At 56.0% G+C, this 23,010-nt stretch carries 30 protein-coding genes; 13 read left to right on the plus strand and 17 right to left on the minus strand.

Annotated features, from left to right (window positions below):
• Window positions 1-203: IS3 family transposase (locus OK142_RS00005; protein ID WP_498680622.1), on the plus strand; the 203-nt coding region annotated here is incomplete at its 5' end.
• 346 nt (window positions 204-549) lie between these two features.
• On the opposite strand, the gene OK142_RS00010 is transcribed toward OK142_RS00005, so the two are convergent.
• Entirely contained in the window at window positions 550-723 is a 174-nt protein-coding gene (locus OK142_RS00010; protein WP_498680623.1) for a YodC family protein, read from the minus strand.
• 304 nt (window positions 724-1,027) lie between these two features.
• On the opposite strand from OK142_RS00010, the gene OK142_RS00015 reads away from it, so the two are divergent.
• Complete coding sequence (locus tag OK142_RS00015) at window positions 1,028-1,696, plus strand: hypothetical protein (RefSeq protein WP_498680624.1); 669 nt, start codon at window positions 1,028-1,030, stop codon at window positions 1,694-1,696.
• On the opposite strand, the gene OK142_RS00020 is transcribed toward OK142_RS00015, so the two are convergent.
• The 7 genes from OK142_RS00020 to OK142_RS00050 all read right to left on the minus strand — a co-directional run bounded on the left by OK142_RS00020 (window position 1,685) and on the right by OK142_RS00050 (window position 6,033).
• Window positions 1,685-2,131 carry a hypothetical protein gene (locus tag OK142_RS00020; RefSeq protein ID WP_498680625.1) on the minus strand — a complete coding sequence of 149 codons (447 nt, stop codon included), beginning with the start codon at window positions 2,129-2,131 and terminating at the stop codon, window positions 1,685-1,687. The genes OK142_RS00015 and OK142_RS00020 overlap by 12 nt on opposite strands.
• A gap of 239 nt (window positions 2,132-2,370) precedes the next feature.
• Window positions 2,371-2,607: a hypothetical protein gene (locus OK142_RS00025; protein WP_498680626.1), complete on the minus strand. Its 237-nt coding sequence runs from the start codon at window positions 2,605-2,607 to the stop codon at window positions 2,371-2,373.
• Entirely contained in the window at window positions 2,597-2,872 is a 276-nt protein-coding gene (locus tag OK142_RS00030) for a hypothetical protein (RefSeq protein ID WP_498680627.1), read from the minus strand. Before OK142_RS00030 ends, OK142_RS00025 begins: the two co-directional genes overlap by 11 nt.
• Window positions 2,869-3,303, minus strand: a complete 435-nt coding sequence (locus OK142_RS00035; protein ID WP_498680628.1) for a hypothetical protein — start codon at window positions 3,301-3,303, stop codon at window positions 2,869-2,871. The genes OK142_RS00030 and OK142_RS00035 overlap by 4 nt, the downstream gene beginning before the upstream one ends.
• Complete coding sequence (locus OK142_RS00040) at window positions 3,300-3,479, minus strand: hypothetical protein (RefSeq protein ID WP_498680629.1); 180 nt, start codon at window positions 3,477-3,479, stop codon at window positions 3,300-3,302. Before OK142_RS00040 ends, OK142_RS00035 begins: the two co-directional genes overlap by 4 nt.
• 17 nt (window positions 3,480-3,496) lie before the next feature.
• Window positions 3,497-5,728: a glycosyl hydrolase family 28-related protein gene (locus OK142_RS00045; protein WP_498680630.1), complete on the minus strand. Its 2,232-nt coding sequence runs from the start codon at window positions 5,726-5,728 to the stop codon at window positions 3,497-3,499.
• Window positions 5,725-6,033 (minus strand): hypothetical protein, encoded by a 309-nt coding sequence (locus OK142_RS00050; protein WP_174069645.1) that lies wholly within the window; start codon window positions 6,031-6,033, stop codon window positions 5,725-5,727. Before OK142_RS00050 ends, OK142_RS00045 begins: the two co-directional genes overlap by 4 nt.
• Window positions 6,034-6,200: 167 nt before the next feature.
• On the opposite strand from OK142_RS00050, the gene OK142_RS00055 reads away from it, so the two are divergent.
• Window positions 6,201-6,521, plus strand: coding sequence for a hypothetical protein (locus OK142_RS00055; RefSeq protein WP_498680631.1), 321 nt, complete (start codon window positions 6,201-6,203; stop codon window positions 6,519-6,521).
• An 85-nt stretch (window positions 6,522-6,606) separates the two neighbouring features.
• Here OK142_RS00055 and OK142_RS00060 read toward each other — a convergent pair whose 3' ends face one another.
• The 4 genes from OK142_RS00060 to OK142_RS00075 are packed head-to-tail and all read right to left on the minus strand — an operon-like array spanning window position 6,607 to window position 7,864.
• Window positions 6,607-7,185, minus strand: a complete 579-nt coding sequence (locus OK142_RS00060) for a hypothetical protein (protein WP_498680632.1) — start codon at window positions 7,183-7,185, stop codon at window positions 6,607-6,609.
• Between the two features lies 1 nt (window position 7,186).
• Window positions 7,187-7,384 carry a hypothetical protein gene (locus OK142_RS00065; RefSeq protein WP_498680633.1) on the minus strand — a complete coding sequence of 66 codons (198 nt, stop codon included), beginning with the start codon at window positions 7,382-7,384 and terminating at the stop codon, window positions 7,187-7,189.
• A 13-nt stretch (window positions 7,385-7,397) separates the two neighbouring features.
• Entirely contained in the window at window positions 7,398-7,628 is a 231-nt protein-coding gene (locus tag OK142_RS00070) for a hypothetical protein (protein WP_498680634.1), read from the minus strand.
• On the minus strand, window positions 7,625-7,864 hold the full coding sequence (locus tag OK142_RS00075; protein WP_498680635.1) for a hypothetical protein: 240 nt from the start codon (window positions 7,862-7,864) through the stop codon (window positions 7,625-7,627). The genes OK142_RS00070 and OK142_RS00075 overlap by 4 nt, the downstream gene beginning before the upstream one ends.
• A 107-nt stretch (window positions 7,865-7,971) precedes the next feature.
• Between OK142_RS00075 and OK142_RS00080 the strand changes: the two genes are divergently transcribed.
• Complete coding sequence (locus OK142_RS00080; RefSeq protein ID WP_498680636.1) at window positions 7,972-8,484, plus strand: hypothetical protein; 513 nt, start codon at window positions 7,972-7,974, stop codon at window positions 8,482-8,484.
• 282 nt (window positions 8,485-8,766) lie between these two features.
• Here the strand turns inward: OK142_RS00080 and OK142_RS00085 are convergent, their stop codons facing one another.
• From OK142_RS00085 to OK142_RS00100, 4 genes are all read right to left on the minus strand, one after another.
• The gene (locus tag OK142_RS00085; RefSeq protein ID WP_498680637.1) at window positions 8,767-8,964 is read right to left on the minus strand and encodes a hypothetical protein; all 198 of its coding nucleotides are present in this window, start codon (window positions 8,962-8,964) and stop codon (window positions 8,767-8,769) included.
• A gap of 157 nt (window positions 8,965-9,121) precedes the next feature.
• A complete protein-coding gene (locus tag OK142_RS00090) occupies window positions 9,122-9,292 on the minus strand; it encodes a hypothetical protein (protein ID WP_162694115.1) in 171 nt (56 codons plus the stop codon).
• The gene (locus OK142_RS00095; RefSeq protein WP_498680638.1) at window positions 9,289-10,302 is read right to left on the minus strand and encodes a hypothetical protein; all 1,014 of its coding nucleotides are present in this window, start codon (window positions 10,300-10,302) and stop codon (window positions 9,289-9,291) included. Before OK142_RS00095 ends, OK142_RS00090 begins: the two co-directional genes overlap by 4 nt.
• Before the next feature lie 181 nt (window positions 10,303-10,483).
• Window positions 10,484-10,678: a helix-turn-helix domain-containing protein gene (locus tag OK142_RS00100; protein WP_107339356.1), complete on the minus strand. Its 195-nt coding sequence runs from the start codon at window positions 10,676-10,678 to the stop codon at window positions 10,484-10,486.
• Between the two features lie 125 nt (window positions 10,679-10,803).
• Here OK142_RS00100 and OK142_RS00105 point away from each other — a divergent pair, with 125 nt between their 5' ends.
• The 9 genes from OK142_RS00105 to exoR all read left to right on the plus strand — a co-directional run bounded on the left by OK142_RS00105 (window position 10,804) and on the right by exoR (window position 21,870).
• On the plus strand, window positions 10,804-11,382 hold the full coding sequence (locus OK142_RS00105; protein ID WP_498680639.1) for a hypothetical protein: 579 nt from the start codon (window positions 10,804-10,806) through the stop codon (window positions 11,380-11,382).
• A 9-nt stretch (window positions 11,383-11,391) separates the two neighbouring features.
• Window positions 11,392-12,564, plus strand: coding sequence for a tyrosine-type recombinase/integrase (locus tag OK142_RS00110; RefSeq protein ID WP_498680640.1), 1,173 nt, complete (start codon window positions 11,392-11,394; stop codon window positions 12,562-12,564).
• A 931-nt stretch (window positions 12,565-13,495) separates the two neighbouring features.
• Window positions 13,496-14,167, plus strand: a complete 672-nt coding sequence (locus OK142_RS00115) for a protein-L-isoaspartate O-methyltransferase family protein (protein ID WP_082184363.1) — start codon at window positions 13,496-13,498, stop codon at window positions 14,165-14,167.
• A 413-nt stretch (window positions 14,168-14,580) separates the two neighbouring features.
• Window positions 14,581-15,552 carry a cell division protein PopZ gene (popZ, locus tag OK142_RS00120; RefSeq protein ID WP_137037738.1) on the plus strand — a complete coding sequence of 324 codons (972 nt, stop codon included), beginning with the start codon at window positions 14,581-14,583 and terminating at the stop codon, window positions 15,550-15,552.
• 217 nt (window positions 15,553-15,769) lie between these two features.
• Window positions 15,770-18,613 carry a valine--tRNA ligase gene (locus tag OK142_RS00125; protein WP_498680641.1) on the plus strand — a complete coding sequence of 948 codons (2,844 nt, stop codon included), beginning with the start codon at window positions 15,770-15,772 and terminating at the stop codon, window positions 18,611-18,613.
• A gap of 179 nt (window positions 18,614-18,792) precedes the next feature.
• Window positions 18,793-19,071, plus strand: coding sequence for a hypothetical protein (locus OK142_RS00130; protein ID WP_498680643.1), 279 nt, complete (start codon window positions 18,793-18,795; stop codon window positions 19,069-19,071).
• A gap of 150 nt (window positions 19,072-19,221) precedes the next feature.
• On the plus strand, window positions 19,222-20,511 hold the full coding sequence (locus OK142_RS00135; RefSeq protein ID WP_498680644.1) for an outer membrane protein transport protein: 1,290 nt from the start codon (window positions 19,222-19,224) through the stop codon (window positions 20,509-20,511).
• A gap of 269 nt (window positions 20,512-20,780) precedes the next feature.
• The gene (locus OK142_RS00140) at window positions 20,781-21,089 is read left to right on the plus strand and encodes a hypothetical protein (protein ID WP_246231267.1); all 309 of its coding nucleotides are present in this window, start codon (window positions 20,781-20,783) and stop codon (window positions 21,087-21,089) included.
• Window positions 21,076-21,870 carry an exopolysaccharide production regulator ExoR gene (gene exoR / locus OK142_RS00145; protein WP_035242437.1) on the plus strand — a complete coding sequence of 265 codons (795 nt, stop codon included), beginning with the start codon at window positions 21,076-21,078 and terminating at the stop codon, window positions 21,868-21,870. Before OK142_RS00140 ends, exoR begins: the two co-directional genes overlap by 14 nt.
• Before the next feature lie 50 nt (window positions 21,871-21,920).
• On the opposite strand, the gene xth is transcribed toward exoR, so the two are convergent.
• Window positions 21,921-22,718: an exodeoxyribonuclease III gene (gene xth / locus OK142_RS00150; RefSeq protein ID WP_003495639.1), complete on the minus strand. Its 798-nt coding sequence runs from the start codon at window positions 22,716-22,718 to the stop codon at window positions 21,921-21,923.
• Between the last annotated feature and the right edge of the window lie 292 nt (window positions 22,719-23,010).

A 23,010-nucleotide genomic window follows, 5' to 3' on the forward strand; every position in this document is an offset into this window, starting at 1 on the left:
AAACGGTCAATGGTCTTTACAAGGCCGAGGTCATCCATCGGCGAGGACCGTGGCGAAACTTCGAAGCCGTGGAGTTCGCCACGCTGGAATGGGTAGATTGGTTCAACAACCGTCGCCTTCTGGAGCCCATCGGCAACATACCGCCAGCCGAAGCCGAAGAACGATATTACGCCATGCTGGACGCACCGGCCGTGGCCGCATAACTTAAACGAAATGGCCTCCGGCAAACCCGGTGCGGTTCAGACCACCACCAAGCAAGAGTGGGAGAGGATTACCGCTTAAGCGAGTTGATGATGTCCGTCTTAATAGCAATCGGATCGATTGAAGCCCCAAGCACAGTGCTGCAGCTTGGGCACAGCAACGTGATGGCCTTCCATCCAGAGGCAGCGAAAGGCTCTTTGGCGTCCAGACCCTCAAGTTTGAGATAAGGCACAATCTTTTCGCATTTTGGACATTTGCCAGAATTAATCATTCCCATCCCCCAAGGTTACCCATGCCAGTTCTCAAGAATGAATTGGGATACTCAAGCACCCCAAATCTGATGCGAGTCTACTGCTTAACCTTGAGCATTTCAGGATTGAAGATGGCGAACTTCACTTCGAAGGAAGCATGATCTTGGTTGAACCAAGTGCATGAGACTTTGCCTTCTTCGTTGATGAAAGCGACCGTCATAAGAGGACCGCCTGATTTCAGTTGCACCACATCTCCGGGTTTGAATGCCATTTAACTTCCCTCATAGGTTAGATTATGCCGACACTAAAGAATGCACGGCATGAACTTTTTGCTCAGGCGCTAGCTAGAGGCGCCACTGCTACCGATGCATACTCGCAAGCAGGTTACAAGGGGGACAGGACTGCCGCCTCTAGGTTGTCAACAAATGTCAACATCACCCGAAGAGTTGGCGAAGAGTAACATTCGGGTTTCCGGTCACGAATACTCACGATAAGGGGCATTACCGATACCATTTGCCGCTTGACTGAGACGTGCTTGAGCCGCAATTTTGCGCCTACAGATTGTGGGGATATTCATGAAGCTCAAAACGACCACAGCTTTGGCCGCTCTGTTAATCCTTTCTGGATGCTTCGAGATGCAGCAGGACATTGTCGTGTCTGATGATGGCACCACAAAAATTAATCTCGTGATGAGCGTAGACGCAGCTTTGCTCAACATAGGGGTGAAGGATAAACCGTCCAATTTCTGTCCTCCAATTCCCGAGGGAAAGCTGCCAGAGGGTCTGAAAGGCTCAACCACTCGCACAACCGAGAAGGGCGATATCGTTTGCACTATCGCGCTCGAGGGACCGACAGATCAGGTTTTCGCGACCCTTGCGAAAGGCAATCTCGTTGGTAGCGACAACCAAAACAAGTCTAAGGACTTGGCGATGTCGATCACGAACCAAGGAGATAACAGGAAGCTTGAACTCGCGATTCCACCAGCTCCCACAAAACCCGGTGACAATCCTCAGATGGAAGCGATGCTAATCGGCGCCACGTCGGGTCGATATCTTGAATGGCGGGTAACTGCGCCGCAGATTATTGAGACTTCAGGTAAACTCTCTGAGGATGGAAAGACGGCCAGTTATTCCTTACCGGTGGCCACCTTACTGTCAAACAAAACCGAGACGCTAAGCTTCTTTGTGGTCTTCTCGGACAAGTCTGCCGGCTTCACAGGATGGTTCAAGTCGCTATTTCAGTAGTTGAACTGCTCGATCGTTTGCCGCACTCATGTAGCGCTGAGCCTGGCTGTAGGTAATGCCGCTCTTGTCTTCTACCCATCGACGGAAGTGACCATGCGGCAGCGAGGCTTTAACGTTGAGCAGCTGCCGCCCATAGTTTGCCTTCTCGGCCTCTGACAACCTCTCCCATGCGCGTGGAGGCTTTGTCACCTGTTCCGTCGTCGGTCTGATGGGCGCGCCAGCACCAGGCGCTGTGAGGCGATTGTGAGCATCCCAGATAAGACGCTGCTGATCGGCGCTGAGCCTCTTGAACTCCTGTACAGTCAATCCGATGCCAAATGCTGCCATTGCGATGGCTCGGTTCTTCCTGTCGGCAATGCGCATAGCTCTCCGCATCTGAAATGCGTTCATGTGGCGCATGGTGCCGATGCCTTCGACTTCGATCTCTGTAATCATGGGAAACTCCAGGCAAAAAGAAAGGCCGTCACCTCGAAAGGCCGGCCCATATTTTGCGCCAGTTCATCCGTGGTCGCTGGCTGACCTATAACAGATTTAGATGGGTAACCACAACACCATCAAAAAATGTTCTGATTTGCTCTACAAAAATTGCTTTAAATTGCTTTACCGAAGCTTTGATTTCCGCGTGGATTAAAATTCAAAGCTGGAGCGCATAAACTGTCCATATTTGTCCACTTTCAGAGATAAAAATCCTCGACATAGACCTTGCTCTTGAGCCACTCGACAAGCTGGGCAGTCGGCATATCGACCAATCGAGCAGCGGCATCTGCCCAGCTTTCGTTATCCAGCCTACCGCCGTTTTCGTCGACGAACGCCTGTATCTTGGCGAGTGGGTTTGTGCTCTCTCCCGGCAGGATCTTCGGAGAGATAGTCTCCAACCTGTGAAGGCGGCCGTGTATCGATCTACCGGCCATTGTCTACCTCCCGCTTGCCGTAGTCTGAATCCAGATAGAACTCTTCCAGCTTATCAAGTTCTTCATCCGACAAGCCCATCAAAGCCTGTTCAACGTTTTCAGGAAGGTTCGGACGCATCTTTTCGATGATCGCGCATATCTCGGCTTGCCCCTCTTCATTCAGTGCGAGAAATGCTTTGTCACTGGCGAAGTCCCAAGTCACCACGTCCGCTCTGGGGGCGGCGCGGGTCTCCAGTCGCTGCAATCGAGCTTGAATGTTCTTCATTTCAGCTTCTCCTCCAACGCCTTCAATCGTGCCTCATGTTCGACCGCCTCAAGGGCATTCACATATCGGCTGCAAAGGCTGGCAATGGACTCGGCTTCGTCCGTGGTAAGCTCACCCTTTGCGACGGCATGAAGAAGCGACGACAGCGCGCCGGGAACGTCAGCAGCGCTTTCCACCTTCGGGAAGTTGCCCACGGTCACCACGCGGCCACGGCGTACAGGCGCAATTCGCTCCATGCAGAGCTTCAAGGCTGTGCTGTCGCCATCCAGTGCTGATTTGATGGCCTTGCGAGTGAGCTTTGTCGCATCCTTCCCAAGCAGGCTTTCGATGGCGAGCGTGGTCTGAGAGCGCGCACCCTTCGGCTTGCCAGGATTGCCTTTGGTGAAGCGGCCTTTACCGTCCTTGTGTCCGTTAAGTTTATCCGTTGTCATGCCTGCCACACCCGTTCCGCTGTCCGTAAATTTATGTAGCCCACCACATTCTGAGGAGCCTTTTCATCGCCTGAAATGATGACAAATGATGACATTCGGGAAAGCCCGCCAAACCGTAAAACGTCCGTAATTCCGGACTCTTTCAGGTCTCGAGAATTCCCGTTATCGTTAGTCATTCGGCCAATCTCCGCGATTAGTTCCCCACCGCTATCCAACTGAGAAGAACAGCGCCGCCTCCGTTGTGATTGGCTGTAAAACCGCTCGTGCTTTCGCCCGAAACGGTCACATTGACCGCCGTATTGGTCCCGCTATGAACCGCAGTAACGATGGGCGTTTCTGCAAAACCCTTGGGAAAATTGACAGCCGCGCCAGATGCAACGGTCGCTTGACCGGACTGAATGATTTTTTGACGGTAAGAATTGTTGCCGTTGTTCGCCACCTTGTTGCTGACATACTCGAACAGATTGGTTTCAGACACCGTGCAAAACCCGGTTCCAGATCGGATCTGCACGCCGAAAGTCATCGGATTTCCGTTGAATCCGTAGAAGTTATTACCGTCAATGATGCAGTAATTGCCTTCATTGAAATCAATGCCTGTCGTCGTGTCGCCTGTCCTCTGGTTCTCCTTCGAGAAATGGCAGCCCTTGATGCTGGAGAAGCGATTCAGCGCGCCTTGAAGGAGAACACCTCGCCACTCAGGCCAAGCGCTTGAATGAAGCCAGCTGTTGGCAAAGAACACGCAGTCAGCGATGGTGACCATTTGGATATTCTGCGCCCAGACGCCTACTTCTTCAGCGTTGATGTCAGTGCCGATAACCATCAGTTCCGGCTCGGCGCCGGTTGTCGTCACATGATGGATACCGTACCTCACTCCCACTATGGAGCACTGCAGAACCTTCACGCCTTCCGTCGTGCCGTGAGCATAGATCCCGGTATCGGCCTCCAATACCAAGACGTTATTGAAGGTAAAGAAGGTACTTTCATTGTCGAGCTCGAACGCTGATTGCGATGTCGGCACCAGGTTCATTTCACCCATGAAGTATGAGTGCTCTACAGTCGAGTTGCGGGCGTTCGAACAATAGACGCCGCGCGTCCAATACCCGAAGTTTGATCCATCGTCGGAGGCGCGGGTGATGCACTGGCGCATCTCAACCCGTTTCATGTAGAACGGCCGTTCGATGTTGTTCGCGTTTGCCCATGTGGCGGAAATAGCCGTGCCAGCGTTCTTCCGCGAAGTTTCAATGGAGAAATCGCTCAACTCCAAGCACGGATGATAATTGTCGACGGTCTGGCTCGAAACATAGGAAATACCGTGAGTGGCAGCATCCGAATAACTCAGCACCGAAACATTCTGCCCAGCGCCCTTAATCGCCAGATTGTTGCTGTTATTGACGTTGACCGCAGTCGTCGCCTTTAGCCGCATCGTTCCGGGCGGTAACTGCACAACTCCATTGATAAACAAGGCGAGGTTGATGCAGGCCTGCAGCGCGGTGCTATCATCGGTTACGCCGTCTACCTTTGCTCCAAAGTATCCAGGCTTCAGTCCGCCTGAGTAGATCCGAACCCAAACACCAGTCGACGCAGCAACACCGTCAGCTTTGACGTAAATGCCTTCTTGTGGATCGGCGGATACATGTGCAGCATAATTTCCGGAGCGCCAGATGAACTGCCCCTCTCGGCCTCGCTCAGTCATGTATGCTTCCTGCGTGGTACCTACGTCCAGCGCCTTGAGAGTGGTTCGCGAGGGCGAAAAGACATTCGGCACAGCCCCCAGCACAATGTCACGAATGACTTCCACCTGTGATAGTACGGCCTCTGCTTCGGTGATGATGGCAGAACTTACCTGATCACTGACTATCCGGAACGTCGAACCGGAAATTCGTCCCATGACGAGCATTCCACTCTGAAGGCCACCGGGGAGGATGTCGCCTCCCGAGTTCGACTTGATCGTCAATGCTGTTCCACCGTTGAACGATACCGTTACAGGGGATGCGGTGTTGGTTTCAAACACGTTGAGCAATACGAGAGCGGAGGCTGACAAAGGTAACGACGAAGATGCCTCGATAGCATTCGGCGTACCTTCCCCAACGTCTTCCGCGGTAATAAAGCTGTATGGAAGATCGGCCACTCGTGTCCAAGATCCCGAACCAGATACACCGACCTTCATGTAGACGCCGTTGTTTGACGCGGTCACATCGCCAATCACCCAAGCCATGCTGTTTGGAGCATGAGCAAGGTCGTTGGTGAGAGCCGCCAATGTCGAGTATACGAGACCGCCATTACTCAGAAAGGCGGACAGAACGCTCTCCACCCATTCAGACCAGGTTCGAATATCGGACTTGCGGGGGCTGTGCCGACCACTGGAAGGCACGCCGTCCGTTTCGAAATCGCGCCAAATCTGTCGGCCGGGCATTGGGGCGTTCATAGATTTTTCTCCTGATTTTGCGAAAGATAGTTATCTCCAGCCTGTTCGAGCATCGCAGCGGCAACTTCGGTCATTTCCCGGGCGTTCGGATGTTCATCCGCATCCTGCCGGATGCCTGCAGCAATGGCGTAGTGGGTGCTGCGCGCCTCTTCCTTCGAAAGGACGCCCTTTGCCACAAGCACATCAACGAGGCGGAACGCGATTTCTGTGCTGAGGTAAATGGCAGCACCTAGACCGCCCGTTATGCCTTCCAATACTTCTTTCATGCTCATCCATTGCCTTATGACGGAGAAATCCTCTTTCATAGAACTACTTTCGAACGCGAATTTGCACTGGAAACCTGCGGTAACATTTGACGGATATCTTCAGTTTTTTCCCGTCGCCTTAATGTTCTGTCAGCCTAAATTATCGCTTCCGTTTGAAAGATGTGAGCTCTTCCGATATCCGCTCCACCTGAAATCGGAGAGATGAGATGGACATTTCGTCAGTTGTTTTTATGGGGTTTTTGGCTGCATCGGGCTTGATGTGGGCGCTGAGCCGTCACGCACAAAAAGCTATTCCGTCGCTAGATTGGAGCAGCACGAGAAACCAAGGTGATCAAGTGGCCCAGTCGAAACTTGAAGCGTCAGTGAAGACAGCAACGGCAAAATCAGAAAAAATAGAAAGACTATCCTTGTATGTATATTCTCTGACTTTTATTGCTTTCATCGCATACGTTTGGATGAACTATACGACCGTTATCAATGCTGCGAAGTACGTCTTCTCGCTTTTACCCGAACGTCCAGAATTCTGATATTTTAAGAGACTAACGAGAGAGACGGTTATCGTTATCGATGGCGCCGAGGACGAAAGACGGAAAATCCCCGGCGCCATCATTCTCAGCTATCGACCCGATAGCCTTGAACTCCAAAGCCGACTTGATGCTGGCTCTCGGCCGCTGCAAGACGATCAACGATGTCGTGATGTGCCTGAGGGGCCAGCGCCTTGATGCGCTCGCTGGTGAACTTGCCCATGATTGGCATTTCAACGCCACTCGACTGAGCAATCGACCACGCCTCATCCGTCAGGCCGGCAGATCGACGCCTGAGTTCGTCCCAAGCGTCCAGCGCTGAAACGAAGTCCTCCCAGGCTGACACGACGTGATCGACTGCCTTTGCGGCGTCTGCGGCAAGTTTTCGGTGCTGGTCCACCTTGTCTCGGGTGAGGGTTTCGCCCTCGTGCTTTTTCGCGAGAGGTAAGTCAGCCTCAAGGGCTTTCCGTTCGACGCGGAGGCGGCGGGACTGTCGCTCCGCGTCGAGATGAGTATTTTCCAGAGCATCGATATCGCCGCCGCTGCGCATCACGTCACGCAGTTCAGCGTCGAGATCACGACGGGAATGCTCTTCCTGCTTCGCGCTGATCTCGGCAATTCTCGCCTCAATATCAGCAACGCTGAGGTGCTTCACGGACGCCGTCATATCAATCACCTTCCGGTGCTTTGTAACCGTCTGCTGACGGCAGCTTGAAGCCTTCGCCAGGCTTGCGGTTGTGGAGCAGCGTGCCGTTTGTAGCGATGCGCTTGTCGATAGCTTCATCGACAGTCTTGGCTACAATCTCCGCGATGACATCCGTCAGTTGGTTGATGACGGCTTCGCTCATTTCGGGCTTTCCTGCCATGGTGCGTTTCCTTTCAGTGATCGACGCGCACATGATCAAGTGCCGCCTGGTTTCGTTCAGTGATTGCGAGAATTCCGGCCATCGCGCCGCCGACGGCTGAGCCCACAGTTTCCGGTATGGTTTGGGTGTGGCTCATGAGCTTTTGCTGGTTTTCAGTCAGCCGGCTGACCAGATCGAATAATTGCTCGACCTGGTGCTCCAAGGCTCTCATGTCTTTGCGGATGGCGCGGCTCTTCTTGCTCATGCGGCGCTCTGAACGTTCTGGGTGATATCGCCTGGTTCAAAGACTCCAGAGAACCGGCTGCCAGAAGCACACAGCTTTTCGGCAGTTGCGGTCAGCACGAATTCATTGACGGAAACGCCGGCTCGACTGGCAGCGGCGAACAGGGCTGTTCTGAAGCCCGAAGTGACCCGGCCGCCATTCAACATAACGTTGACGATCGGGTCTTTCTGCTTTCGCTGTTTGGCGACGATCGACATTACCGCAACCTCCTGCTCTCGTTGTGGAACTCAACGTAACAGGATTATTCACCTCCATATGAGTATACACGTGCGGTAGTGTTTTCCCGAAGTAAACAGGAGATCTAATGGTGGAACAGAGTCCAGTAAGCATACCCGTAATTTTCGCAGATCGGCCTGGCTTTGAAACCGTGAGCGGCGCGTACAAGTCTCCTGTAATCGAGATCGGATTGGGTTACGACATTCGTGCTTTTCAAACAGGACAGCTTGTACGTGGATCGAAAATCTTCAGAGTAAGGGCGCTGATGGACACTGGAGCTGATGATTTCTTCGTTGATGCGAAATTGCTGGATGAAATGAACGCTCCTTTTACCGACGATGTCGCCGAGATACGAACTGCCCATCAGGTGAGTTCCGCGCGGAAAAGGAAAGTGCATATGTTCATATCCGAGTTTGGGCATTGTTCTGAAATTGACGTAATTCCGATGAATTTTTCGGATGGGACTAGAGCATACCAAGCTGTATTTGGTCTTCGGTTCATGGAAATTGGCAAACTAACGATTGATATGCGAGGTAAGAGCCAGTTCACGATGCACCCACCTGTCACGCAGGTAGGCCTAGATGTTCAAAAAATCTCCTAACTCTGGGGTGTTCTCGCCTTCCTTGCCGCAACAGCTCCAGCGCCGCAAAGTCACCATGCCTCACCATCTCCAGCGCTGGCGCCGATATCTCTATTGGAGCTCCGGCGCAGGGCTGAACACCAATACCGAATTCCTTGCACCAGCCGCGGAGGGTCTTCTCGCTGCGGCCGGTGACATGAACCGCGGTCTTGAGGTTGATTACCTCATCTCTGCGCATGAGTATCGGGGCGAGGCCGAGGCCCTCGCATGCGTCGAGATCCTGCCGGGTAAAAAGCTCGTAGCTCAAAGCGCATCTCCGATAATGTTCTCTTGAGCCCAAGCCACATAGCGATCGAGAACAGGGCCAGCATCTTCGCCAGTGCACTTCCGGTAGGCTTCGCGAGTGGGCAGGTGCTGGATCGCCCATACGAGGGCATCGGCATCCACCTGCAGATTTCCGCTATCGGGAATGACGTTTATCGTGACTGGTTCAGCCGTCATGGGTTGCTTCGCTCCATTCGTTCGATCTCATGCTCCAGACGCGCGAAGGCCCAGCGATCACGGGTATTCCAAAACGACGAGCCGAAAATACCTCTGTATGCCAAGAGCGCAATCTTGGCCGCTACCAGCAGGCGTCGCTCCCGAACTGTTAGTTTACTCATGCCACGCTCCTTTTGCGCTCGAAGGCCGGGCGAATTACCTTCGCGGGCTCGGGATATCGGGGATCGACGTCGGGCATGTTGCGAACGATGATCGGCACCAGATCGATGATCTGCGCAGACGGTCGCGCATCGGCCCAGGCGAAGAGGTCAAGCTGATCTTTCTTCATGCTGCCAGTCTCCGAAGAACCTCAGGTGTCATCTTCCTCTCGCGCAGCAGCCGGTATGCTTCCCGGTGATTGGCACGGTCTGGAATGTTCCGCGTTATCCACGAGTTGAATTCCGATTCCTGATCTGGGATTTGCACCGCTGGCGCAATCAACCTTTCAGCCATGGCCGGCGTGAGGATGCCGAGCATGATGAACTGGTGCAGCTTCTCTTGAAGGACTTCCGGCACGTCGCGACCGTCCACAATAGTCAAAACCATCTGCCGACCAATGAATTCGTTCGCCGGCACTCGATAGGGAACGTTCCTTGCTGCCGATGGCCTTACGTCTGCGCTGCTTTGATCACTGTCGCCATAGAGAGACTCACTCCCCTCAGAGCAAGAATCTTTCTTCGCAGGTTCGTCTTCAAAGGTTCCCTTCATAGGTTTACCCGCCATTTCTGTCGGGTCGTGATCCGCCATTTCTGTCGGTTCATGACTACGCGAATTTGTCGGGTCACTTTGGGAGTGATCCGCCATTTCTGTCGGGTCACCATGGAGACGGCGGCGCGCTCGCTCTTCGACCCGTTGCTCTCGCAGACCATCCACGTATTCGAGTATTCCAGCGACTTTCTCGGTTGGCACCTGGAAGCGATATGAATTCGTTGTTGTCCGTCCACGCCGCTTAATCGTAATCCAGCGAGCAGACGCAATCCGGGGTATAGTCCGCTCGACCGTACGCACGCTTATGCCAAGCTCATCCGCAATGAACTGGTGGCCGGGATCGCAGCGACCGGTATCAAAATTCAGACAATCCAAGATGACGAGTAGGATTTGCTTCGCAGTGCGGTTCATGCGCGAGTCTCTGTCGCGCCTAACCCATGTGGCGAATTCAGCTTTCGAGGCTGTGTATGTTGCGTGCAGGCGCTTGTACTCCGCCCTCATATCTGAAGGCCAGTCAGGCTTATCCTTCAAGCGCGCCGCCATCTCCTTGGGCAGAAGCGGTATGAGATAAAATCCATCCTCGACAATCATGCGTGCGCTCGCCTCCAAACTCGGTACTTGTTGGAGAGGGCAGCCGCCTCGCATGCTTCCAATGCCGAAAGACCGAAGCGGTCACGAAGCATAGGAATAATTGGCGTCGGAGTAGGATTTTGTTCCGCAAGCCATTGAGCGGCGGTGACTACCGTTTCGCTGTGCTGATGATCGGCGCCTGTCATGCGGCCTCCATGAAGAAGTCGATCAGCTTCTGCCGGCTGGCCACCCAGCGACCGCCAACCTTCTTGGCCGGAAGCTCACCCTTTTTCAACATGTGGAAAGTCTGGCGCTCAGTCCGGCCAATCAACTTGGCGATTTCCTCGACTTCCCACAGCAGATCCATGTTCTGGATTGGTTCGGAATTTCCTGTCATTGCGTTGATGTCCTTTGCACTGCTTTTGCATTACGGACAGAGTATGTATTCCGCTGATTGCGTCAAGCAGTATTTGCACTTACTCAGCATTACGTGTAATTAATCGCCCGACTGAGGGAATCGACATGGCAAAAGCATCGCAGAAGGCCGGGAAATCAGAGACGCTGACGATCCGGCTAGACCCTAAGACAAGGTTCATTCTGGAGTACGTTTCGAAGCTAAAGGGGCAAACGATTACGACCGTAGTCGAGCGCGCGATAGTAAGCGCTGCGCTGGGCGAGAAGCTCAACGACTACGAATATGGTGGTGATTTGAGCTGGCACGACTTTTGGGATGTGAGCGACGGCGTCAGAGCCTTGCGGATGGCTGCTCGAAAAGAGTTCTATCCGACTTACGAAGAGGACAAGAGGCTAACGTTCTGCAGAGAACACTGGCCATTTTTCTGGTCATCGAAGGAACGCAAGGTTTTCCTGAACTACTATGTCGATGTGCTATGGCCGCGGATCGATGAGTTCGTTCAAATGCATGAAGATCAGAAGGCCACGGATTACTTTGCAGCCGGGAAAGCAATGCGTGCTGCTCTGTCCGACGCTAAACTGAAGGCTCCAGACTGGCCTTTGCCCGAGAAAAAACAGGACGCAAAGCCGATCGTAGAGCAGAAGCCCGCTTTTCCCCCAATGGATGATGATGACATACCTTTTTGAGGATCAAGCATGTCAGTTCGCAAGCGTGAATGGACAACTCCAAAGGGCGAGGCAAAGAGCGCTTGGGTGGTCGATTATTTTGACACCACCGGTAAGCGCCGGCTGAAAACCTTTAAGTTGAAGAAGGACGCCGACAGTTTCGCCGCTACCGCCTCTGTTGAGGTGAGGGAGGGCGTCCACGTCGCTGATAGCGCCAGCGTGACCGTCGAGAAAGCTGGCTCTCTGTGGATCGCATCGGGCGAAAGCGCGGGCCTTGAGCGGTCATCCATGGACCAGCGTAAAAGCCACCTGAAACACCACATCAACCCGCTTATCGGTCAGACGCTGTTATCGCGCCTCAATGTCCCGGCCGTCAGGGACTTCGAAGACACGATGCGCCAAAATGGCCGATCGCCGGCGATGGTAAAGAAGGTTCTGACTTCGCTGGGGTCGATCTTGTCCGACGCGAACGAGCGGGGCTTAGCAACCCGTAATCCGGTACGGGACATACGCTCCAGCCGCAAGGGGCGCGACAGGCGTCAGGAGAAGCGCCAGAAGGGCAAGCTGGTTGTTGGGGTAGACATACCCACCAGAGGCGAGGTCAAAGCGCTGGTGGCCGCTCTGGATGGCAACTGGAGGCCGTTGCTTGTGACGGCCATCTTCACGGGTATGCGTTCCTCAGAATTGAGGGGCCTGCGGTGGCAGGACGTTAATTTCAAGAAGGCAGAGATCCACGTCAATCAGCGCGCCGACCAGTTCAAGGAAATCGGCCCGACGAAGTCAGAGGCTGGAGTTAGAACGATCCCGGTTCCGCCTGTCGTTATCGCGGCGTTGAAGGAACATAAGCTCCGGCAGCCGCCTGGCTTCGAACTGGTCTTCGCCAATCCAGACGGCGAACCGCGTTCACACGCGAACATCGTGAACAAGGGCCTCAAGCCGGCGATGATTCGAGCTGGCGTGACCGTGGGTGAGGGGAACGAGATCGAGGCGAAGTATACAGGCCTCCACGCGCTGCGCCACTTCTACGCCTCCTGGCTCATCAACCGGAAGGAAGACGGCGGCTTGGGTCTGCCGGTCAAAATGGTGCAGGAGCGCATGGGACACTCCTCGATCGTGATGACCATGGACACCTACGGACACCTATTCCCGCGGCTGGACGATGGGACAGAACTAGCACAAGCCGCGAACATTTTGCTCGATTGACTGCAACATGATTGCGACAAACAGGGAAATTGCGGTGGTAAATCAAGGGCGGGTGAAAGCCTGCAAATCCTTGTACCCCGGTTCAATTCCGGGCGAGGCCTCCAATCAGCTCCTTCACCGGGAGCAAATATCTGAAATACCTTCCTTATTATCCAGGTGTGGCAATGTGAACCGTTCGCCGTCCTTTGGCCGGGGCTCTCCATACCCATTTTATCCCATCATCGCGTCATCGGCGGGGTAACACCTGCGATCCGGCTCCACGTTCGGCGTCCCTCGTGTGCATTTTCGATGATGAGTGCCAAACGGGAGATCGCTGCGGCGTGACGCAAGAGCCCCGACGAAGCGAACCCGTTGGCTGCGTCAAAAAGACCCTGCATGGGGACATGGATTGAAGTTGTTGACGCCCCTATTTTGAGATAGCGCTCTTCACGATCGATAGTGTCACGTAACAGCTTGGAAATATTCGAAATGATGGATTGGGATTGGGTAGATTTATTCCCTATAGTCGTCTTTCCGCTCAAGGTTCTCGTCTTGGGGACGGGCATGTTCTTCGCCATCAAGTGGCATCACGATCAGGCGAAGAAGGACAAAGAAACGAGACCGTAAATGTCCGCAGGACACATAGCTGACGCGTGAGAGTCGTCAGCCAGTATAAGAGCCGACGTTTGGAATTTCGGGCGAAGCCTCCAAAATCTCATCAACAGAACCTGTCGTCCTGACGACGTCGCACCCTGTTGCGGTCATTCCCGTTCCTATTGTTCTAAAAATCCCCGCCATTTCGCTTTTTCCCGCACTTCCGGTTCACCACGCTTGAAAGCGCAGGCTTGGGCAATTATGAGATTGTTTAAAGGCAAGGGGAGACCCGTGCCGTTTTGAGCTTTTGGAGCCGAGGCTTCCCGACCGGCATCCGCGAAATTGAGGCGATAACGATATGATGGATTTCGAAACCGCACGCGCCAATATGGTCGATAGCCAGTTGCGCACGACCGATGTGACGTCGCATTCGGTGCTGAAGGCGTTTTTGAGCGTGCCGCGCGAGGCTTTCGTGCCGGCGGGCGTGCGGCAGATTGCCTATGTGGACGAGGATCTGCAGATCTGTCCCGCCCGGGATGGCCGCCCGGCCCGTTACGTCATGAAGGCTTCGCCGCTGGCAAAGCTTCTGCAGCTTGCTGCCGTGTCCAAGGAGGACGTGGTTCTGGAAGTCGGCGGCGGCGCCGGTTATACGGCCGCCATTCTGTCCCAGCTCGCCGGTTCGGTTGTGTCGCTCGAATGCGACGAGACGCTGGCGGCTGAGGCGACCGAGACCCTGGCGTCGCTTGGATATGACAATGTTGCCGTCGTCACCGGCGATCTTGAAAAGGGTTATGCGGGCGAAGCGCCCTATGACCTGGTTTTCGTCAACGGTTCCGTCGAGGAAGTGCCGGCGGCGCTGACCGATCAGCTGCGGGACGGCGGACGTCTGGTCGTGGTTGTCGGATATGGCAATGCTGCCAAGGCCACTGTCTATCGCCGCGACGGCAACAGCACATCGGCCGTGACCTCCTTCAATGCCTCGATCAAGCCTCTGCCGGGCTTCGCCAAGGCGGCCGAATTCGTTTTCTGATCCACGGAAACAATTATCCTGTTCTGACGCCGGGGTGGAGTTTTCACCCCGGCGTTTGTTTTTGCGGGCAGGGCCGTCGTTTGCTCAGACATAATCCTCGGCCCTGCCGAAAAAGGCTGCTCTCACAAAGCTGTGCATCACCGCGAAAGTTGTCGAATCAGTGATTTAGTTCCTGACTATGCTGCCCTAAACTAAGGGTGATTCGGGGTGTGCGTATTTCTGCCCCGCATGAGCCTGCGACAGGGATGGCAAAGACGCTCGGCGGTTTTGACCTGACATGTTTCAGAGCATCGGGGCGGCGATCGGGTGCGATTGTCGCAAACGCGATGTAGGAATTGAACAGGTGCAAAGCGCCCTTTCCGGCATCCGAGGTGATGCGGCCGGGTGCTCGAGAGTGGAAACCGGGGATTGATATGGCTCAGCCAAGCGTAGCGCGTGAACCGTCCATGGAAGAAATTCTGGCGTCCATACGCCGGATCATCGAGAGCAACGAGCCCGGGCCTGCCGGTGCGTTTTCCGGACAGTTGCCGCCCGTCTATGACGATGAAGACGATGCCGCGAGCGAAGCGGCCTTCGTGACGGAGCCTGTCAGCCCGCCGGCCCGTGTTCCCCCCGCCGCAAACCAGGCATACGGCGCAAGGCCGGTGCAGGATTTTTCGCCGGCCTCGGAAAGGCCGACCTCCGAAAAGCCGATGTCTGAACAGCAGGAAGGCTCTGACAGGAGCATGTCGCTGGCCGATGTAGCTGCGCGTGTTCGTGCCGCCGCCGACCGCAACGCGGCCATGGGTCCGCAGGCATTTGCCGCGCAGGCTCAGCGTGAGCCCGTGCAGGCGGCTCCCACCGCCCATTCCCCAAGCGCAGCGCAGCCTTCTGCTGCGCAACAGGTTGAACGCGCCGCGCCACAGCGCCCAACGGATGTGCGTCCGCTGCTGGCGGCCGCTGCCGCGAGCAGCAATGAACAGCCTGCACCTTTCGCCGCCGAGGATCGCGCTGCCGCCGCCGCTGTGGAAAGTGCAGCTTTTGAGAACCGCTTCGATCAGCTGACGCTGCGCGGCGCCATTGAAGCGCCTGCCGCCGAGGAACGTTTCGAGGTTTCCGTCCAGGAACCTGCCGTCGAGATGCCGACATTCGATCTGGCCGAGCCGAAGGATGAGGGCGGCCTGTCGCTCAACCTCATTTCCGCCGCCGCCGGTGCGCAGATCGCCCGCTCCTTCAGCGAGCTTGCCGAAGTTTTCGATGGCGTCGAGCGTCGTTCGATCGAGGATATGGCTGCCGACATGCTGCGCCCGATGCTGCAGGACTGGCTGGAAGACAATCTGCCGACCCTGGTGGAGCGTCTCGTGCGTGAGGAAATCGAGCGCGTGGCGCGCGGCTCGCGCCGCTAAGGCCTGTCCGGCCGCATCCTGAAATGCGCGCAAGGTATTGAAACAGAGGCCGCTCCGGCACCGGGGCGGCTTTTTTGTTGAAGATGAAGGCGTTATCGGGTCATAGTCGTTGACGGGGCCTCTCAATAGGTCGCTCGGGGGTCGGTTTCTGTTGACTCTCGACCGTCCATCCTTATTTAAAAAATCCACACAAGAACTCTAAAATTCAGGTCAGGAAATGCTCGAAAAGACCTACGATTCTGCAACCGTCGAACCGAAGATCGCGAAAGCCTGGGATGAGGCGAACGCTTTTCGTGCCGGTGCCAACGCCAAGCCGGGTGCGGAAACCTTCACCATCGTCATCCCGCCGCCGAATGTGACGGGCTCCCTGCATATGGGCCACGCGCTCAACAACACGCTGCAGGATATATTGGTCCGCTTCGAGCGCATGCGCGGCAAGGACGTGCTGTGGCAGCCGGGTATGGACCATGCGGGCATCGCCACGCAGATGGTGGTCGAGCGCAAGCTGATGGAACAACAGCTTCCGGGCCGCCGTGAGATGGGCCGTGAGGCTTTCGTGGAGAAGGTCTGGGAATGGAAGGCCGAATCCGGCGGTCTGATCTTCAACCAGCTGAAACGTCTTGGTGCTTCCTGTGACTGGTCGCGCGAGCGCTTCACCATGGATGAAGGCCTGTCCGAGGCCGTGCTCGAGGTCTTCGTCACCCTGTACAAGCAGAACCTGATCTACAAGGACAAGCGCCTCGTCAACTGGGATCCGAAGCTGCAGACCGCGATTTCCGACATGGAAGTCGAACAGCTGGAAGTTAAGGGCAATCTCTGGCACTTCCGCTATCCGCTGGAAAAGGGTGTGACCTATCAGTATCCGATCGCGTTTGACGAGGAGGGCAAGCCCACCGAGTTCGAAACGCGCGACTACATCGTCGTCGCCACCACCCGGCCCGAGACCATGCTGGGTGATACCGGCGTTGCCGTTAACCCGGAAGACGAGCGCTACAAGGGCATCGTCGGCAAGCACGTCATCCTGCCGATCGTCGGTCGCAAGATCCCGATCGTTGCCGACGACTATGCCGATCCGACCGCCGGCACCGGCGCCGTGAAGATCACGCCCGCACATGACTTCAACGATTTCGAAGTCGGCAGGCGTTGCGGCCTGCGCGCCATCAACGTCATGAATATCGACGGCACGATCTCCATCAAGGAGAACGAGGATTTCCTCGAGGGCCTCAATCACCCGGCGGCGCTGCACGGCGCATGGGACCGCCTGGAAGGGCAGGATCGCTTCTTCGCCCGCAAGGTCATCGTCGAAATCTTCGAGGAAGCCGGTCTGCTCGACAAGATCGAGCCACACAAGCACGTCGTGCCGCATGGCGACCGTGGCGGCGTGCCGATTGAGCCGCGCCTGACCGATCAGTGGTGGGTGGATAACAAGACGCTGGCCCAGCCTGCTATTGCTTCTGTTCGCGAAGGCCGCACCAATTTCGTACCGAAGAACTGGGAAAACACCTATTTCCAATGGATGGAGAACATCCAGCCCTGGTGTATCTCGCGGCAATTGTGGTGGGGACACCAGATTCCGGCATGGTACGGCCCGGACGGGCAGGTCTTTGTTGAAAAGACCGAGGAAGAGGCGCTTCAGGCGGCCATCCAGCACTATATCGCCCACGAAGGCCCATGGAAGGCCTGGGTCGAGGAGAAGCTTGAGAACTTCAAGCCGGGCGAAATCCTGACCCGCGACGAAGACGTTCTCGATACCTGGTTCTCATCGGCGCTGTGGCCTTTCTCGACGCTTGGCTGGCCCGAGCAGACGCCGGAACTGGCGCGCTACTATCCGACCAACGTGCTGGTCACCGGCTTTGATATCATCCCGTTCTGGGTTGTCCGCATGATGCAGATGGGCCTGCATTTCATGAAGGACGATGCGGGCAATCCGGTCGAGCCGTTCAGCACCGTCTATATTCATGCGCTGGTTCGCGACAAGAACGGCCAGAAGATGTCGAAGTCCAAGGGCAACGTCATCGATCCGCTGGAACTGATCGATGAATACGGCGCGGATGCGCTGCGTTTCACGCTCGCCATCATGGCGGCGCAGGGCCGCGACGTGAAGCTTGATCCGGCACGTATCGCCGGTTATCGCAACTTCGGCACCAAGCTCTGGAATGCGACCCGTTTTGCCGAGATGAACGGCGTGAAGCGTGATCCGCATTTCCTTGCAGAAACCGCTTCGCTGACCATCAACCGCTGGATCCTGACCGAACTTGCCAATACGGCGCGCGACGTGACGGCGGCGCTTGAAAACTTCCGCTTCAACGATGCCTCCGGCATTCTCTACCGCTTCGTCTGGAACCAGTTCTGCGACTGGTATCTGGAACTGCTGAAGCCCGTCTTCAGCGGTGAGGATGAGGCGTCGAAGACGGAATCGCAGGCCTGCGCGGCCTATGTTCTGGATGAGATCTACAAGCTCCTGCACCCCTTCATGCCGTTTATGACGGAAGAGCTGTGGGCGCATACGGCGGGCGAAGGCGAGGAGCGGTCTGATCTTCTCTGCCTGACCGACTGGCCGGTGCCGGAGTTCCGCGACGATGCTGCGGCTGCGGAAATCAACTGGCTGATCGATCTGGTTTCCGGCATCCGCTCGACGCGGGCCGAGATGAACGTGCCACCGGGCGCCACCGCGTCGCTGGTGGTCGTCGGCGCCAACACCTCGACCGAAGCACGGCTCGACCGCCATGCCGCCGCCATCCGGCGTCTGGCGCGGGCGGATGAAATCCGTGGTGCCGATGTTGCGCCGAAGGGTTCCGCACAGATCATCGTCGGCGAAGCCACGGTGTGCCTGCCGCTCGGTAACCTCGTCGATCTTGGGGCTGAAAAGGCCCGTCTCGAAAAGGCGATCGGCAAGGTGGATGCGGAAATGGAGCGCATCGACAAGAAGCTGTCGAATGAAAAATTCGTGGCGAATGCCGATCCGGAGGTCGTGGCCGCCGAGCGCGAGCGCAAGGCGGAGCTGGACGTTCAGCTGGCAAGCCTTAGAACCGCCCTGCAACGTGTCAGCGAAGCGGGATAAGGTTTGCCCGAGCGGCATGTTGTAAATGGGTCGTGAGGAGGGCAGCCCCGTCTTGGATGCCCTCCCGTTAAACACACGTCATCCTCGGGCTTGCCCCGAGGACCACGGCCTCGAGCGACAACGGCTCCTCACCCTGAAGCGGGATGAGGGCTGATAGATTTTCGACTCTTATCGATTACATGACGCCCGTGAGAGCGGGCGTTTTTTTGCGTTTTGTCAGGATTCATTTCTTTTCATTGCTGCGCCGCACCGGCGAATCGCTCCAGCCCGACAGCGCAATTATTTCAGTCCGATCCGGGCGGAAAACGCTGCAAAAAGCGGAAAAAACCAATGAAAACGGCCTGATAAGCGGGTTTGGTCGGGAAACCCACAACTGTGGTTATTTGGCGACATTTCCAGTTTGGGTTGGGAATTTGTTTCGTTTTGTATCAGTTTTTCCAACCGGGTTAGAAAAATAGCCTAAAATGATTATATAAGAGGGCATCCATAAAAAACTTACGTAAAAAAATGGCTGTGCGGGCAGGATCGCGCCGCGCTGCGGCACATTGTCATTTGCCCGTTAGCACTTCACTCTACCATTGATCACATTGCCTTGATTGGGGAGAGAGATGGCAAAAACTGCAATTTTTCGCGGCGCGGTATGTTTCGCAGTCAGCATCGCGGCGGTCACGCCTTCACTGGCGGGTGGCCTTGAGCGCGGTGGTTATAATATCGACCTGCTGTTCGACCCGTCCGACTATGTTCTGGATAGTTCCGCCACCTTCGTCGCGCCGCAGCGCGAGGTAAAGAATGCGCGTGACAATCCTGCCAAGAGCGGTCCTTTGCCTGCCTCCTGGTCGAGTACAGCAGACGATTCTGAAAACTTCTGGTCGACCCGCATCGGTGCCAAGGTTGCTGTTGGCGATCTGGGCGACTGCATGTTCGATTATTCGCAGCCGTGGGGCGCGCATCTCAATCCCGGCATCTGGCAGGGGTCGAGCTACAATATCGAAACCAAGGTCAAGTCGCACAATTATGCCACCACCTGCCGTGTGAAGTTCGATGTCGGCAAGGGTGACTTTTCGATCATCGGCGGCGGTTTCTACCAGGAGATCAGCGGTTATAAATATCGTCAGGTTCTCGGACCGGCCGTTCTTGGCCTCAATCCGGCCTGGTCCAGCTTCAGCGGCGTCGGCAAACTTGAGATGGAAGGTGATGGTTGGGGTTGGCGCGCCGGCGTTGCCTACGAAATCCCTGAGGTCGCCTTCCGTGCGAGCCTCGTTTATAACAGCGCCGTCGATCACGACCTGACCGGTTTCGCCGACGTTAGAGGTGTTCCGCAGACACCGCCGTCCATCTCTCCGACGCTTGCGAAATACGGCGGCAAGCTCGTGCCGATCTATGGCTCTGTTTCGATGCCGGACAGCATCGAACTCAAGGTGCAATCCGGCATAGCGCCGGACTGGCTTGCTTTCGGTTCGGTGAAGTGGACTGACTGGAGCCAGATTCAGGTCATTCCTTTCTGCGCGGTCGGCACGTCTCCGTGCGTTCCAAGCGGCGCGGACACGCTGAACACGCTCGACCTGTTTTACCGCGATGGCTGGACGATTTCCGGCGGCGTCGGTCACAAGTTCAATGAGCAGTGGAGCGGTGCTGTGAGCCTGACCTGGGATCGCGGTACATCGACTGTCATCGGCACCCAGACCGACACCTGGACGCTTGGCACGCAGATCGTCTACTCGCCGAACAAGAACATCGAGTTCAAGATTGCCGGTGCTCTCGGCCTCCTGACCTCGGGTAGCTCTTCCATCAACGGCGGACCCTGTGGTGCAGGCTTCACCTGCGGCAACGAGGCTGGCTACGACTTCGGCAACGATCTGGTGGCGGCGATCTCGACGGGCGTCAAGGTCAAGTTCTGACGCCATTCGCCATGCCTGAACAAAAAGAAAGGTCCGGTTTACCAACCGGGCCTTTTTTCGTTTTCGACTGTGATTCTTTCTCGATAAAATTTTCTAGCCCGAAAGTTTTGTGACGATTTGGCAACACTTTTCTGCAAGCGTGGGGGCGCGTTGGAATGTGAGCATATCCGTCCATTTCCCGCCACAAACAGAGTGCTTGGCTTATGTTTATGGACGCGGGAATGGAAGAACATGCAGGCGTTTGATGTGGATCTCTGGAATTGCAAAAAGTGAAAACAGGTTTGGATTCAGGGTTTAAGCAAGTAATACGGGAACTTCGTCCGGCTTTCTTGTTTGGCGCTGACCGGCAGGCGGTGAAACGCCGTTATATTGCCGGAAATTATGCCTATATCTGTCTCACTGAAAATTTTGAGCAATTACCGCATGAGACCACCGGCGGTGCGCTGGAAAGTGCTGCCGGAAAGACGCAGTGTGTTCGAAAAATCGCGACCCGGCGGGGTTCGGCTTTGCAGTATTCCGCAAGTATTGGCTATATGCCGGGAAGAGTGAGAGAAGTTCGCCGAAATGCTGAAATGTGAAGCCAACGTTTTAAAGCCGCTCCTTATGGGCATGTTGCTTGCGTCGCTCGCAATGCCTGCCGCGGCTTTTGACATCAATGCCGGCGTAACCAAGGAATCCGGCCCCTTCGACCTGTTCAAGTTCGGCTTCAAGGCCTACAAGAACGGCAACAAGGGCGAAGCCGTCGAGGCCTATCGCTACGCGGCCGAAAAGGGCCATACCGGCTCACGCTGGGCGCTTGCCAATATGTACGCTTTCGGCGATGGCGTTGCCAAGAACGACTTCGAAGCCTTCAAGATTTACAGCGAAATTGCCAGCCAGGGCGTTGAGCCGGGCTCCGAGGATACCGGCTTTTTCGTCAACGCGCTTCTTTCTCTTGCAGATTATTACCGGCACGGCATTCCCGGCAGCCCGGTGAAGATGGACCTTTCACAGGCTCGCCAGCTTTATTTTCAGGTGGCTTCCACCTTTGGAGTGGCTGAGGCCCAGTTCCGTCTGGCGGAAATGATCCTTGCCGGCGAGGGTGGCCGGGCGGATGTGCAGCAGGCCAAGAAGTGGCTCAACCAGGCGCGCAAGCACGGCCATGCCGGCGCCATGTCGATTTTCGGCAATCTGCTCTTCCAGGAAGGCCAGACGACCCAGGGGCTCGCTTTCATGACGGCCGCGCTGGACAAGTGCACGGCGGTGGATTGCACCTGGATCCAGAGCCTTCAGGAGCAGGCTTTTTCGCTCTCGGGCGAAAACGACCGCCGCGCGGCCATCGCAATGGCGCAGAACATGCGGATTGACGATCCCGATTGAGTTGATGCCGCCTGCGGCTGGGGCGAACTCAGCCGCCTGTCGAGAGCCGGTCAGCCGACCGGGCTGAAATCGAAATAACCGCAGACCGGTACGTGGTCGGACGGTTTTTCCCATGCCCGCACATGTTTTTCGATGTTGACCGATTGCAGACGGTCGGCCGCTTCCGCCGACAGCATCAGGTGGTCGATGCGGATGCCGTTGTTTTTCGGCCATGCGCCGGCCTGATAATCCCAGAAGGAATAAAGTCCGGGCTGATCTGTCGTCGCACGTGCGGCATCGGTAAAGCCGAGATTTTCCAGCTTGCGGAAGGCCGAACGGGTCTGCGGCAGGAACAGGGCGTCACCTTCCCACACGCGTGGGTCGTGGCAATCGAAGGGTTCGGGGATGACGTTGTAGTCACCGGCCAGAATGAGCGGCTCTTCCAGCGCGAGGCGGTCTTCGGCAAAGCGGCGCAGCCGTTCCATCCAGGCAAGCTTGTAGGGGTATTTGACCGGATCATCCGGCGGATTGCCGTTCGGCAGGTAAAGCGAGCAGACGCGGATCGCGCCGCCATCGACGGAAAAAACGCCCTCGATGAAACGCGCCTGTTCGTCGGCATCGTCTCCCGGCAGGCCGCGATTGATCTCGTCCGGCTTCATCTTCGAGAGCAGGGCGACGCCGTTGAAGCCCTTCTGGCCGTGGGTTTCGACGTGATAGCCGAGTGCCTCGATCTCAAGGCGGGGAAAGCCTTCGTCGACGGATTTGATTTCCTGAAGGCAGACGATGTCCGGCGATGAATCCTTCAGCCATTGGCAGAGGTTTTCGATACGCGCCTTGACGCCATTGATGTTCCAGGTGGCAATCTTCATCGGAGTTTCCCTTTTGTGAGGGTACTTTTACCCGATGCAAAAGCGATTGCCACCGTTTTTGGAAAGTGGCGGTGCGGATGTGGTGGAAAGAAGCCCGGGGCAGGGTAGATCAACACCTGTGGATGCACTGCTGCGTCCCCAAGCCCTCATTCCTGTGCTTGTCACAGGAATCCAGTCAGCCCAAGTCCTTGGGCTGAAAAGGACTCTCTCGCCGCGCAGACGCGCGCCAGCTGGATTCCTGTGACAAGCACAGGAATGAGGGCGGAGAGAGATGCGAGCTAGTTCAAAGCTT

Source organism: Agrobacterium sp. BT-220-3 (assembly GCF_025910175.1).
GTDB classification, from domain to species: domain Bacteria; phylum Pseudomonadota; class Alphaproteobacteria; order Rhizobiales; family Rhizobiaceae; genus Agrobacterium; species Agrobacterium oryzihabitans.